Origin of the sequence: Streptomyces formicae, assembly GCF_002556545.1 — a bacterium.
In the GTDB taxonomy this organism is placed as follows: Bacteria; Actinomycetota; Actinomycetes; order Streptomycetales; family Streptomycetaceae; genus Streptomyces; species Streptomyces formicae_A.
Genome location: NZ_CP022685.1, coordinates 4514187 through 4526745 on the forward strand (window position 1 = coordinate 4514187; position 12559 = coordinate 4526745).

The following is a 12559-nucleotide window of genomic DNA, read 5'->3' on the forward strand; positions in this document are numbered from 1 at the left end:
GGCCTCAGGACTCCTTGACCGCGATGGTCTCCACGGTGTTGGCGACGTGCTCGAACGCGTCGGCCGCCTCTTCCAGCACGTCGACGATCTGCTTGAGCTTCAGCACGTCCATGGCGTCGTACTTGCCGTTGAAGAGGTGCGCGAGCAGCTTGCGGTGAATCTGATCGGCCTGGTTCTCCAATCGGTTCACCTCGATCCAGTACTCGGTGAGGTTGTCCATGGTCCGAAGGTTCGGCATGGCCTCGGCGGTGAGCTCGGCGGCCCGCGAGAGGACCTCGATCTGCTGCTCGACGCCCTTGGGAAGTTCCTCGACCTGATAGAGGACGACCAGGTCGACGGCCTCCTCCATGAAGTCCATGATGTCGTCGAGGCACGACGCGAGGGAGTAGATGTCCTCGCGGTCGAAGGGCGTGATGAAGGAGGAGTTCAGCTGGTGGAAGATCGCATGCGTAGCGTCGTCTCCCGCGTGTTCCGCGGCCCGCATACGCTCTGCGATCTCGGCCCGGGCGGAGGAGTCCGCTCCGAGCAGTTCCATCAGGAGCTTCGAGCCCGTGACGATGTTGTCCGCGGATGCGGCGAACATGTCGTAGAAGCTCGTCTCCCTGGGGGTCAGACGAAAGCGCACGTGGGGTCCTCGGGGTGCTTTGGATGCGGTCAGGCTGATGCTAGGCGCATCATCCGGCCACGGCTAACCGGCCGCCCCCCAGTGTCGCCCATCAGGCACAGTGATCAGCACACCCCCCGAGAAATCGGCTATCATATACCCACCAGGGGTATATGGATCTGCAGAAATACGGGACTGCCCCACAGCGCAATGCCCAACAGGAGGAGGACGCGATGACGACCACCGAAGCGGCCGACGCGGCCGTGCCGACCGCGGAGGCGCCCGAAGCGTCCTCCGACCACGACCACGGAGTGCACGGCTACCACAAGCAAAAGGGCGAACACCTCAAGCGCCTGCGCCGCATCGAGGGCCAGATCCGCGGCCTGCAGCGCATGGTCGAAGAGGACGTGTACTGCATCGACATACTTACCCAGGTCTCGGCGAGCACAAAGGCCCTCCAGTCCTTCGCCCTCCAACTCCTGGAGGAACACCTGCGCCACTGCGTCGCCGACGCGGCGGTCAAGGGCGGCGCGGAGATCGACGCGAAGGTCGAGGAGGCGACGAAGGCGATCGCTCGCATGATGCGGACGTAGCGTGATGCTCGCGGGGCGCGGTTGTGCGTTCTGCCGCCGCGGCCCAGAGCCCAAATCGCCCGCTCCGCGGGCGCCAGTCCCACCCGCCCACCCGTTTACTCGGCACCGACAGGCTCACGTCTGGCTACAGGGCCTTACGTCGCCGGTCGGGCGGGCCCACGAGCACCGCTCCGCACCTACCCACTCGGCCCCGACCGGCTCACGCTCACCCACAAGAGCCCACGGTGCCGGGTAAACGGGTGGGCGGGTGGGAGTGAATCGCCGCGGAGCGGCGGGCTGGCCCCCACGGCGGGAGAGCCGACACACGACACGACATCAGCCACCGACGCCGAAACACCGGGCCGGGGCCAGGGCCGGAGCCGGGCTCATCGGCGATCGTCGCCGATGCCCCCGGCCTCCCGCACGTCGGAGACCCTCAGCACCTCGTCGATCCGGTCAGCACTGAGCCGCTCCTCCCCCGCCGCGGACGCGGCGATGATGAGGTCACCGCACAGCTCGATCTCGGCGAGGGCGACGTGGTCCTGAACCGCCGTGCCGCCACGCATCGGAGCCACGTTCATCACCTCTTCCTGACTGACCCGTCCGACCCGTTCCGGCCGTTGCCGACTTCCTAGAGTAGGGAGCGGTCTACACAACGCGCATGGCACGGACGGACCATTTCACCCAGCCGTTCGCGACTAGGACCCGCCCACCACGCGCCCGCCACCCGGCTAACGCTCCGCGATCTTCCCGGCGAAGATGTCCTCGTCGGCCGGAAGTCGCACCTCCGCCGGCGCCCCGAAACCGTAGAGCAGCGTGGTCGACGCCACATTGGCCTCGGCCATCCGGAACTGCTGGCGCAGCTTCCGCACCCGCCCCCGGTCGTCGAGGAAGACGTCGAAGGGCACGCCCTGTCTGCTGAACCCTTTCGCCGCCGCGGCCAACGCACCCCGCTGACCTGCGGAAGCCTCCTTCACCGCGCTCCCGATGTCGGCGACCCCCCGGTAGTGCCGCACCTCGGCGCCCCCGACCCGCTCCTCGCCCACGTACGCCACATGCCGCGTCCCGCGCAGCAGTTCGGCCGCGGCGAGGGGATCGGTGGCGCCACCGGTGACGAGGTTCCCGTCGGAGAGGGAGCGTGTCTCGATCCGCACCCACTTGTCGGCGGGCACACCGGCCCCGCGGTTCTTCATGTAGAGCGCGCCCGCGGTCAGGAGTTCGGTGATGGGCCGGTGCTCGTCGTCTCCGGCGGGGTCCTTCGGGAGTACGACCTGGAACCGGCCGCGCTGCCGCTTGAAGTCGTACACGCCCTTGCCCCGGATGGTGACGCGCGTTCCGCCACTGGCCATCTCCAGGGACGTACTCGCCTGGGAACTGCCCGCCCGCACCAGGGAGTCGGCGGCCCGCCGCACCACGTCCCCGGGGTCACCCGCGGGGGGCGCCTCCGCGGCGGCGCCCCGGTCCGAGCACCCCGTGACGACGGCCATCAGCCCCACCGCCGCGACCGCGGCGACCGCTCCGCCCGTGCGCCTGTGCTGCTGCCCCATCGCTTGTCTACCCCCAAGCGTTCTACGTCTGCCGACGGCCCGCGTCGTTCCCCCTAACGATCGGTACGTTGACCCGTCACGCGGACGGCCGTTAACCCGGGGTCGGTACGGTGACGACGTGGCCGATCAGGAAGACCCCGCCCCCCACCGCACCACGACGGTCGAGAAGGGCCGTTTCATCTCCGCCCACTGCGTCTGCGGCTGGCGCGGCCCCGCGCGCAGGGCCCGCAGCAAGGCCCGCCTGGACGCGACGGAACACGAGGCGCACCCGTAGACACGAGGCGCACCCTTGGAACCGGGTACGCGGAACCCAGAAGTCCCGCACACCGTCTCGTTCTCCGGGAAGCAACGGGAGGCGTCATGGAACGGCGTACGTTCATAGGCACAACGGCGGCCACGCTGGCCGCCGCCACGATCACGAGCTGCTCCGGCGGCAGCGGCACCGGCGGGAGCGCCACCGGCACCACCGCGTCCCGCAGCGGCGGCGGCAGCAGCACCCCGATCAGAACCTCCAGCGCGGCGGCCTCCTCCCCCGCGACCCTCAAGGCCCTGGCCAGGGACCTGGACGGGACGCTCGTGGGGCCCGGCGAGGCCAAGTGGGCGGCGGCCTGCCAGCTGTACAACACCCGCTTCGACGACCTGAAGCCCACCGCCGTCGCCTACGTCGCGCACCCGGACGACATCCGCACCGCCCTCTCGTACGCCCGCGCGCACCGCACCCCGGTCGCGATCCGCAACGGCGGCCACTCGTACGCGGGTTGGTCGTCGGGCACCGGGCGCCTGATCATCGACGTGTCGAAGCTGAACACGATCCGGGCGAGCGGGAACAGCGCGACCATCGGCGGCGGCGCCAAGCTCATCGACGTCTACCGCTCGCTCGCCGCGAAGGGCGTGACGATCCCCGCGGGCTCCTGCCCGACCGTCGGCATCTCGGGGCTCACCCTCGGCGGCGGCCACGGCGTGGTCTCCCGGGCGTACGGCCTGACCTGCGACAGCCTCACCTCCGCGACGCTGATCACGGCGGACGGCAAGCAGCTCAGGGCCTCCACGTCCGAGAACAAGGACCTCTTCTGGGCGCTGCGCGGCGCGGGCAACGGCAACTTCGGCGTCGTCACCGAGCTGACGTACCGCACGCACGCCGCGCCCCAGGGCGTCTCGGCGTACATGACGTGGCCCTGGTCGAAGGCGGCGGCGGTCGTCAAGGCGTGGCAGACGTGGGGCCCCGACCAGCCGGACGAGATCTGGTCCTCCCTCCACCTGGCCAACACCCCCGGCGGCACCCCGAACGTCTCCGTCGCGTGCTTCTCGCTCGGCACGTACGGCGAACTGCAGAACGCCGTCGACCGCCTCGCCGACAAGATCGGCGCCCCCGCGCGCAGCGTCTCCCTGAAGCGTCGTACGTACGAGGAGTCGATGGAGGTCTACGCGGGCTGCTCGTCCTTCTCGACCGACGCCCAGTGCCACCTGCCCGGCACGACACCGGGCCGCAGCCCGCAGGGCGCCCTCAACCGCGAGACGTACGCGGCCGGTTCGGACTTCTTCGACCGCTCCCTCTCCGCGACCGGCATCCGCACGCTGCTGTCGCAGATCGAGAACGTGACGGGCGCGAGCGCGGGCAGCATCGCGCTCACCGCGCTCGGCGGCGCCATCAACCGCGTCGACCCGACGGCGACGGCCTTCGTGCACCGCCGCTCGCGGATGCTCGCGCAGTACATCGCCTCGTGGCGCGCGGGCACCTCGGGCAAGCCCGCGCAGGCGTGGCTGAAAAAGGCTCACGGGGCGATGGGGCGCCACGCGTCAGGAGCGGCGTACCAGAACTACACGGACGCGACGCTGACGAACTGGCGCACGGCGTACTACGGGGACGCGGCTCCCCGCCTGAAGAAGCTCAAGAAGCAGTACGACCCGACCCGCTTCTTCGACTTCCCCCAGGCCCTGTAGCCCCCCTTCGGCTCCGCCGTCCCTCAATCGCCGGGCGGGCTACGGAAAATCAGCCCGTCCGGCGCTCGAAGACGCACTCAGGCCGCGAGGTCCCTCTCGTCCGGATCCTGCGCGGCAGCCGCCTGCGAGGACGCCCCCGGCAGCGCGGCGACCGGCTCGGCGGGCCGGGACCAGACGAGGCGGCCGACGCGCGCGGAGCGCCCGATCGCCTTGGCCAGCGGCGTGAGCAGCGCCATGGCGAGCGGCGAGAGCAGCAGGGCGACGGCCGTGCCGAGCGCGAAGCCGCCGACGACGTCCGTGGGGTAGTGCACGCCCATGAAGACCCGGCAGAAACCTTCGAGCACGGCGAGCCCGATGCCGACGAGCCCGAACTTGCGGTGGGCGACGAAGAGCCCGGCGCCAAGCGCCATGGCGAGCGTCGCGTGGTCGCTCACGAAGGAGAAGTCGGTCTTGCCGTCGACGAGTACGTCGATGCCGCGGTGGTCGACGAACGGCCGAGGCCGCTCGACGAAGCCCCGGATCGGTACGTTCACCAGGACGGCGATGCCCGCGGCGAGCGGCGCCCAGACGACGGCGGCGACGGACGAGGCGGCGTCGTCGAGCGTGCCGCGCTTGCGCTGGCCCCACCAGCACCACACGACGAGCAGCACGAGGGCGAGCAACAGGCCGTACTCACCGACGAACTCCACGGCGCGGTCGAACCAGTGCGGGGAGTCCTTCGCCAGTCCGTTGATGTCGTAGAGCAGGCTGACGTCGGGGTTCGACCCGGATTCATCGAGTCCAGCCATGGCGCTGCGGCCCCTTGTCTCCTAGCCCATGGGCGCACTGTTCTGTGCGCCCTTTCCTCAACCCCCGTGGTCCGGTCCAGTCAAGGGAACGCGCAGTCCCCTCCCCTACGTTCCACTCTCCACCGAAAGATCACTCAGACGTTACCGAAGAGAGATACATCGCCGCAGCTCAGGGGGAGTGATTTAACGGAGAGTTCAAGCCACATCACACCCCGCGTACGCCTCCGCGCGCCCCCCGCGAGGTTCCACTCAGACCTCTGCGGGCTTGGTCGGAAGCGCTTTCGCGCCGTCCTTCGTGACACGAGTCGCGCCAAAATAATCCGGTGTGTCGATCGGGTCGAAACGGATCACCGCACCGGTGCGCGGAGCGTCGATCATGTAGCCGCCGCCGACGTAGATGCCGACGTGCCTGATGGTCCGCGAGTTGGTGAGGTCGTCCGAGAAGAAGACGAGGTCGCCGGGGAGCAGTTCGTCCCGCTTGGGGTGCGGGCCCGCGTTGTACTGGTCGTTGGCGACGCGCGGCAGCGTGATGCCGACGGACCGGTAGGCGGCGAGGGTGAGCCCCGAGCAGTCGAAGCGGCCGCCCTGGTCGGGCGTGCCGTTGCCGCCCCACAGGTAGGGCGTACCGAGCTTCTTCTGCGCGTAGTAGATGGCGCTGGCCGCCTGCTGCGAGGGCTGCACGCGTCCGACGGGGCGGGCGAAGCTCTCCGAGAGGGTCGTGATCGTCTTCACGTAGTTCTGCGTCTCGCGGTACGGCGGTACGCCGCCGTACTTGATGACGGCGTACGCCCCCGCGTTGTACGCGGCGAGCATGTTCTTGGTCGGGTCGCCCGGGGCGTCCTTCACGTACCCGGCGAGCTTGCAGTCGTACGAAGCGGCGGACGGGATGGCGTCCTTCGGGTCCCAGATGTCACGGTCGCCGTCGCCGTCGCCGTCCACGCCGTGCGCGGCCCAGGTCCCCGGGATGAACTGCGCTATGCCGAGCGCCTTGGCCGGGCTCTTGGCGCGCGGGTTGAAGCCGCTCTCCTGGTACAGCTGCGCGGCGAGCAGCGCGGGGTTGATGGCCTTGCAGAGGTTGCCCCACTTCTGCACGAGGGGCTGATAGGTGGCGGGCACGGCTCCCTTGGCGAGCCCCACGGACCCACCGCCCACGCCGCTGGCGAGGCTGCCCGCGGCCATGTAGGTCCCGACGACGAGCAGCGCGATGAAACTGAGGGCACCGCCGATCCCGACGGACGCGACCAGCCACGCCTTACGCACCGTCAACCACCCCTCACCCACCGGGAGACCGCCGCCGCTCAGTGTAGAGGCCCCGTGCGAAAGTGGCGGGGATCATTCCTGGCCGCTTCATGAAGGCGCGTGGAAAGTGGAACTCTTCGCCGTCCGCGGACAACACCTCACGTGACGTACTCATTCTCCTTGCACGCCCGGATCAGGGACGGTGACCCGGAGGCGTTCCGCGACCTGTTCCGCGACCACTCCCAGCTGGTCTACCGGCACGCGCTGCGCGTGAGCGGCGACTGGGCCACCGCCGAGGACGTGGTCTCGCTGACCTTCCTCGAGGCGTGGCGCCTGCGCGGAAAGCTGCGCGACGAGGGCGAGAGCCCGCGCCCCTGGCTGATGGGCATCGCCGTGAACGTGCTGCGCAACACCACCCGCGCCGCCCGCCGCTACCGCTCCGCGGTGGACCGAGTCCCCGCGGCGGGCGCCGTGCCCGACTTCGCCGACGAGCTGGTCGGCCGGATGGCGGACGCCGAGCAACTGGCGGCCGCGCAGGCGGCGCTGAAGCGGCTGCGGCGCGGCGAGCGCGAGGTCTTCACCCTCTGCGTCTGGTCGGGCCTCGGCTACGCGGAGACGGCCGAGGCGCTCGGCATCCCGGTCGGCACGGTGCGCTCGCGCCTGTCCCGCGCGCGGACACGGTTGCGGAAGCTGGCGGAGGAGGAACTGACGGCTGCCGCCTCCCGAAAGTCCGGACGTTCGGCCGGAGAAATCGTGGAACCACCGCATATGGGCGGACAAGTACAGGTTGACCGCACCCACGCGGTCAGGTCGGAGAGGGAGGGAGACGAATGAAGCGCACTCCGAGGAGCCGGAGCGAGGGCCGGCGCCGGAGCCGTTCGGCACGGCACGAGCCGCTGGACCACATGGAGCTGGCCAGGCTCCTCCCGGCCCCCGGCGACCCCGCCCTCTCCACGGACCGCCAACTCCTGCTCGAGAGGCACCTGATGACCCACATCCAGCAGCAGACGGGCCCCACGTCCCCCGGCTTCCCCGCCCCGCCCGCGGGCCCGCCCCGCCGTCCCGTGCGCCGCGCGCTCCTCATCGGCGTCCCGGTCACCGCGGCGGCCCTGGCCGCCGTGGTCGCGGTGAACCTGACCGGTGGCACGGGCGGCGCCCCCGAGAGCGGCCCGCGCGAGATCGCCCCCGTCGTCCAGTTGGAGCCTGGCACCACGAAGACGGTCTCCACCGTCGCGGCGAAGGCGTCGCGGGCCGCGGAGACGGAGAAGTTCACGGCCCCCCGCCAGGACCAGTACGTCTACGTGAAGAGCAAGGTCAGTTACGTCTACATCGACCAGAACGTCGACACGAACGTGACGAAGACGATGGTCCAGAAGCTGCACCCGCGCGAGGTGTGGATGTCCCCCAACGGCCTCAAGGGCTGGCTGTACGAGCCCGGCTTCCAGCCCCAGGACGGCATCACGCTCGACGGCGACGTCGAGGGCTGGTCGTACAACAAGGTGAGCAAGCTCCCCACGTCCCCCAAGGCCCTCCTCGACCGCATCTACGCCGACACCGACTCCCAGAGCTCCCGCGACCAGCAGGCCTTCGACACGATCAGCGACATGATCTCCGAGCAGCTGGCCCCGCCGAAGATCAGCGCGGCGCTCTACCGCGCGGGCGCGAGGATCCCCGGCGTGGTCGTCGTCGACCACGCCAAGGACGCGGCGGGCCGCGAGGGAATCGCCCTGGCCCGCACGGACGAACAGACCGGCGAACGCACGGAGTGGATCTTCGACAAGAAGACGTACGCGTACCTGGGCAGCCGGGGCATACAGGTCAAGCAGGTCGACGGCATCAAGCCGGGCACGGTGGTGGAACGGACGGCGATCCTGGACCGCCGGATCGTCGACGAGAAGAAGTCCCGGACGGGGGTGGCGGACAGCTCGACGTGAGGCGCTGCCTTGGGGCGGGCGGGGGTGGCGCTGCCTTGGGGCGGGCAGGGGTGGCGGGAAGCGCGTTCGGCGCGTCCGGCGCGGCGGGAATGGCGCGTCCGGCGCGACGGGAACGGTGCGTCCGGCGCGACGGGAACGGTGCGTCCGGCGCGACGGGAACGGTGCGTCCGGCGCGACGGGAACGGTGCGTCCGGCGCGACGGGAATGGCACGCCCAGCGCGGCGGGAATGGCGCGTCCGGTACGGCGGGCCGCCTTGTCCCCGGCGGGGGAACTGCGTAGGCGGGCGGAACCGGTCGCGCCCGCCCTGCCACCCGCCCTCCCGCCCGCCTGGGCACTCGCGCGAAGGGGGCGCCACCGTCCCCCGCGGCATGCCTCGATTTGCTCTCCGGGACGGTCGCTCATTCCTCACTCCATGGCGGTGCGCAACGCATACGAGCCAAGAGTGATCAGCGAAGACTCCAACTCTGCTGGTATGCGCCCATATATGCCCTTGCCCGCCGACCCTGCCGCTGGTGTCCCCCACCCCTCCTGGATAGCTTGGTTCACTCCAGAGAACCCTCCCCCCTCCAGGAGCCGACCGTGAACCGCCGCCCCACCCTGCTCGCAGCGGCCGCCATGACTGCTGCGGCGGTCCTCTCGCTCTCGGCGTGCGGAGGGGGTGACGGTGGTGCGAAGGACAAGGACACCGACAAGATCGCGGGCGCTGACTCCGACTCAGGCGGCAAGAAGGAGTCGCCCTCCCCGAAGGCATCCGAGGACGGGATCGACCGGCCGGAGATCAAGCTGCCCAAGGACGTGGACAACGTCTTCGAGGGGGGCAAGACAGGGGATCCGAAGAAGGACGCAGTGCTCGCCGATCACGAGCGGATGCTCGATTCCATCGACGAGGCCATCACCGTCCACGCCAAGGAGCACCCTGCGCTGAAGTTCTACTCGAAGGGCGACGCGCTCCTCAGTGCGGGTCGGTACGTCGAGTCGTTCTACAAGGCCAACACGACATGGGTCGGCGAAACCCGGTACTTCAACCGTGAGGTCACCTTGCTCAAGGGGGGTGCGGCCGCGGTGACGTATTGCGGTGACGACACGAAGGCCTACAGCAAGGATCGCAAGACCGGCAAGGTCGACAGATCTGGCGATTCGGACGACTCGAACGACTTCACCTTCTACAACACCCGCATGGAGAAGGACTCGAAGGGCGTATGGCAGGCGGCCCAGATCATCTCGGATGAGAGGTCGGCGAAGTGCCAGCGGTGAAGCGGAGCCAGCTCCGTACCCTGATCGTTTCCAGCGTCGTCCTGGCAGCGATGGCGACTGTCGCCCCCGCGCATGCCCGTGACAAGAATCCCGGCGCCGCCCTCGGCAGCGCGAAGGGCGATCGCCAGGACAAGCAGCTCACCGTCGAGACGAAGGTGCAGACGACGGTCGAGGGCAGCCCCAAGGCCCCGAAAACCGGCACGCTCACCCCCGCCAACACCAACTGGGATCCGCCTGCTTGCTGGTACGAACCGGCGTACTCCCCGAAGGGGATCGAGGCCACGGTCAAGGCGATCCGACAGATCGGGCTCCTCGGGATCGGTGACCTTGTCGGCGGGGTCTTCGACTCGTACTTCAAGGAAGGCCACCCCTACAAGAACTACAACCTCGACAAGCAGGGCAAGGGGAAGTTCTGGGCGGCGGCGGTCGACGAGAAGCGCAAGGACGAGCCAGAGGCCCAGGCCTGCAACAAGATGCCGTTCTGGGTGGACGAAGGCAAGACTCCCGACGAACCACTCGCCGTCTCTCCCAGAATCCTCGCCGAATACGCCTACGGCCAGATCCCGGTCCCCGACACCGAGATCACGATGGCCCCCGAGGGCGAGACGAAGGTCAACCTGCCGACCTGGGTGTGGCTGGACAAGGCCAAGTTCAAGGAGATCTCGGTAACCGCGAGCCTGCCGGGAACGGGCCTCTCCGCGACGACGACCGCCAAGCCCGTCTCGCTGAAGCTCAACCCGGGAACGTCGGACGCCGAGACGTACCCGGCCTCCGGCGAGTGCCCGATCGGCGACGACGGCCGGATCGGCAAGCCCCGCGCCAAGGGCACCCCGGCGGACACGGACCCGCCGTGCGGCGTGCGCTACCTGCGCTCGTCCGGCGACGCCTCGTACGAACTCGGGGCCACCATCACGTGGCAGGTCACCTGGAAGAGCACCACGGAACCAGGCGGCGAACTGCCCCCCGGCGAGTTCGGCGCGACGCAGGACGTCGTCGTACGCGAGATCCAGTCCGTCAACCGCTGACCACGACTAGGGCTACGGCCCCGCCCCCCGACCACACAGGGAATCCGGACACCGACATGAGCGACCTCCGCCTCGACGGGACGATCTTTGAGGACCTCAAGAAGACCTTCTCCTCGGTCAGCGACCGCATGGACGCCGCGCGCAGATCCCTCAAGAACACCGACGGGTCGGTCGTCGGCGCCGAGAAACTCATCGAGGACGTGCACGAGTTCGCCGACGAGTGGGGTTACGGCGTCAAGCAGCTCGGCAAGCACACCCAGGGCGCCGTCAAGATGATCAACAAGATCGACACGGAGTTCAGCAAGCTGGACCAGGCGCTGGCCGAATCGCTCAAGTCCGCCAAGAAGAAGAGCAAGTAGCGTGAGCGGCACCAAGCGCCCCGCGCTGCCGAACATAGGCTGGGACCCCACCCCCGGCAACGTCGAGGACACCCGCGACCTGGCGAAGAAGCTGGGCGGGCTCGCGGGCGAACTGGGTGCCGCGGTCCGGGACTTAGAGCGGATCGAGTGCGGCGCGTGGAAGGGGAAGGCGGCGCTCGCCTTCACCGAGTACATCGGTGAGGACGTCACCCCGCTCATCCGCAAGAGCCACGAATCCTTCGACAAGGCGTCGCGCGCGCTGCACCGGTGGGCCAGGGAACTCAAGGACTTCCAGGACGAGACCGACCGTCTGGAGAAGAAGGCCGGGGAGAAGCTGGACGCCCGCTCGGAGGCGAAGCCGAACAGCAAGGAGAGCGGGAAGGCGTCGGGGGACGTCGACGAGGTCATCGGACAGGTGCACGACCTTGAGGACCGCTACGCCAAGGCGGCGGGCGCGATCAGCAAGGAGCTCGACAAGGCGAGCGACATCGCCCCGGACGAGCCGGGCTTCTGGGACAAGCTCACGAAGGGCGTCGCGGACGCGTGGGACGCCACGGGCAAGTGGCTCAAGGACCACGCCGACCTGATCAAACTCATCGGTGACCTGCTGAGCGACCTGACGGCGGTGCTTGCCCTCCTGGCCATCGTCACGCTCCCGTTCCCTCCGCTCGCGGCGATCTTCGGTACGGCGGCGCTCATCACGAGTGGCCTTGCGTTGGGTGCGCATGGGCTGGCCAAGATGGGCGGGGCGGACGTCAGTTGGGTGACGATGGGCATGGACGCCGTGGGACTGTTGCCCGGGATCGGGATGTTCAGCAAGGCCACCAAGGTGGCGGGCGTGACCAGGGGCGCGGCTCTGGCGTCCAAACTCGGCAAGGGATTCACGGCGACCAGTGCCGGCCCAGGCCGCATCCTGCTGACGTTCGGAGAACATTCCGCAGCCCTCACCGGTGGCCTCGGCATAGGCGGCCTGGTGAAGCTGGGAGGTAAATCCGAGGATGTCTACGAAGTGGCACGCGCAGGCGGCGGTTTGCTGAACCGTATGGGCGGTCTTGCGGCCGGTGGGTATCACGAAGGTCAGTGGCTGGGTTCCCGAGCGCTGAATCTGATTCCAGGGGTGCACATCAACCCCGCCGGGGCCGGTATCGCCATGGACGCCGGAGCCAAGATCTTTCCAAAGATCACGAGTATTCATCAGCACGTGGGAGAGGCCCTTTTCCCCGGCGACCAGTTCGCGAAATCCACCTCGGGTGGCTGAGTCGGCACGTATCACCGCGTGAGGGGCTCGGCGGCAT

The 12559-nt window shown here is 69.2% G+C and carries 14 protein-coding genes; 9 read left to right on the forward strand and 5 right to left on the reverse strand.

Annotated elements, in window-relative coordinates:
* Window positions 1-4 precede the first annotated feature (4 nt).
* Window positions 5-625, reverse strand: coding sequence for a DUF47 domain-containing protein (locus tag KY5_RS19270; protein ID WP_098243429.1), 621 nt, complete (start codon window positions 623-625; stop codon window positions 5-7).
* Between the two features lie 212 nt (window positions 626-837).
* On the opposite strand from KY5_RS19270, the gene KY5_RS19275 reads away from it, so the two are divergent.
* Window positions 838-1197: a metal-sensitive transcriptional regulator gene (locus KY5_RS19275; RefSeq protein WP_098243430.1), complete on the forward strand. Its 360-nt coding sequence runs from the start codon at window positions 838-840 to the stop codon at window positions 1195-1197.
* A gap of 365 nt (window positions 1198-1562) precedes the next feature.
* On the opposite strand, the gene KY5_RS19280 is transcribed toward KY5_RS19275, so the two are convergent.
* Both KY5_RS19280 and KY5_RS19285 read right to left on the reverse strand, forming a co-directional pair.
* Window positions 1563-1757 carry a hypothetical protein gene (locus KY5_RS19280; protein WP_098243431.1) on the reverse strand — a complete coding sequence of 65 codons (195 nt, stop codon included), beginning with the start codon at window positions 1755-1757 and terminating at the stop codon, window positions 1563-1565.
* Between the two features lie 150 nt (window positions 1758-1907).
* Window positions 1908-2723, reverse strand: a complete 816-nt coding sequence (locus tag KY5_RS19285) for a hypothetical protein (RefSeq protein ID WP_098243432.1) — start codon at window positions 2721-2723, stop codon at window positions 1908-1910.
* Between the two features lie 118 nt (window positions 2724-2841).
* Between KY5_RS19285 and KY5_RS42210 the strand changes: the two genes are divergently transcribed.
* Together KY5_RS42210 and KY5_RS19290 are read left to right on the forward strand one after the other, a co-directional pair.
* A complete protein-coding gene (locus KY5_RS42210) occupies window positions 2842-2997 on the forward strand; it encodes a hypothetical protein (RefSeq protein WP_199843147.1) in 156 nt (51 codons plus the stop codon).
* An 86-nt stretch (window positions 2998-3083) separates the two neighbouring features.
* Entirely contained in the window at window positions 3084-4664 is a 1581-nt protein-coding gene (locus tag KY5_RS19290; protein ID WP_098243433.1) for an FAD-binding oxidoreductase, read from the forward strand.
* A 77-nt stretch (window positions 4665-4741) separates the two neighbouring features.
* Here KY5_RS19290 and KY5_RS19295 read toward each other — a convergent pair whose 3' ends face one another.
* Together KY5_RS19295 and KY5_RS19300 are read right to left on the reverse strand one after the other, a co-directional pair.
* Window positions 4742-5452 carry a phosphatase PAP2 family protein gene (locus KY5_RS19295; RefSeq protein WP_098243434.1) on the reverse strand — a complete coding sequence of 237 codons (711 nt, stop codon included), beginning with the start codon at window positions 5450-5452 and terminating at the stop codon, window positions 4742-4744.
* 249 nt (window positions 5453-5701) lie between these two features.
* Window positions 5702-6712, reverse strand: coding sequence for an NlpC/P60 family protein (locus tag KY5_RS19300; protein WP_098247354.1), 1011 nt, complete (start codon window positions 6710-6712; stop codon window positions 5702-5704).
* 141 nt (window positions 6713-6853) lie between these two features.
* Here KY5_RS19300 and KY5_RS19305 point away from each other — a divergent pair, with 141 nt between their 5' ends.
* From KY5_RS19305 to KY5_RS19330, 6 genes are all read left to right on the forward strand, one after another.
* A complete protein-coding gene (locus KY5_RS19305; RefSeq protein WP_234362787.1) occupies window positions 6854-7525 on the forward strand; it encodes an RNA polymerase sigma factor in 672 nt (223 codons plus the stop codon).
* Window positions 7522-8625: a CU044_5270 family protein gene (locus KY5_RS19310; RefSeq protein WP_159072554.1), complete on the forward strand. Its 1104-nt coding sequence runs from the start codon at window positions 7522-7524 to the stop codon at window positions 8623-8625. The genes KY5_RS19305 and KY5_RS19310 overlap by 4 nt, the downstream gene beginning before the upstream one ends.
* 580 nt (window positions 8626-9205) lie before the next feature.
* Entirely contained in the window at window positions 9206-9880 is a 675-nt protein-coding gene (locus KY5_RS19315) for a hypothetical protein (protein ID WP_234362788.1), read from the forward strand.
* Between the two features lie 50 nt (window positions 9881-9930).
* Window positions 9931-10905: a hypothetical protein gene (locus KY5_RS19320; protein ID WP_199843149.1), complete on the forward strand. Its 975-nt coding sequence runs from the start codon at window positions 9931-9933 to the stop codon at window positions 10903-10905.
* 56 nt (window positions 10906-10961) lie between these two features.
* A complete protein-coding gene (locus KY5_RS19325; protein ID WP_098243436.1) occupies window positions 10962-11264 on the forward strand; it encodes a hypothetical protein in 303 nt (100 codons plus the stop codon).
* 1 nt (window position 11265) lies between these two features.
* On the forward strand, window positions 11266-12522 hold the full coding sequence (locus tag KY5_RS19330) for a hypothetical protein (protein ID WP_098243437.1): 1257 nt from the start codon (window positions 11266-11268) through the stop codon (window positions 12520-12522).
* Window positions 12523-12559: the final 37 nt, after the last annotated feature.

What these genes read in the sequence shown, in the direction of transcription:
- KY5_RS19295 (WP_098243434.1), bottom strand. Translation starts at nt 5,452, where the DNA reads ATGGCTGGACTCGATGAATCCGGGTCGAACCCCGACGTCAGCCTGCTC.
- KY5_RS19280 (WP_098243431.1), bottom strand. Translation starts at nt 1,757, where the DNA reads ATGAACGTGGCTCCGATGCGTGGCGGCACGGCGGTTCAGGACCACGTC.
- KY5_RS19310 (WP_159072554.1), top strand. Translation starts at nt 7,522, where the DNA reads ATGAAGCGCACTCCGAGGAGCCGGAGCGAGGGCCGGCGCCGGAGCCGT.
- KY5_RS19325 (WP_098243436.1), top strand. Translation starts at nt 10,962, where the DNA reads ATGAGCGACCTCCGCCTCGACGGGACGATCTTTGAGGACCTCAAGAAG.
- KY5_RS19320 (WP_199843149.1), top strand. Translation starts at nt 9,931, where the DNA reads ATGGCGACTGTCGCCCCCGCGCATGCCCGTGACAAGAATCCCGGCGCC.
- KY5_RS19275 (WP_098243430.1), top strand. Translation starts at nt 838, where the DNA reads ATGACGACCACCGAAGCGGCCGACGCGGCCGTGCCGACCGCGGAGGCG.
- KY5_RS19285 (WP_098243432.1), bottom strand. Translation starts at nt 2,723, where the DNA reads ATGGGGCAGCAGCACAGGCGCACGGGCGGAGCGGTCGCCGCGGTCGCG.
- KY5_RS19290 (WP_098243433.1), top strand. Translation starts at nt 3,084, where the DNA reads ATGGAACGGCGTACGTTCATAGGCACAACGGCGGCCACGCTGGCCGCC.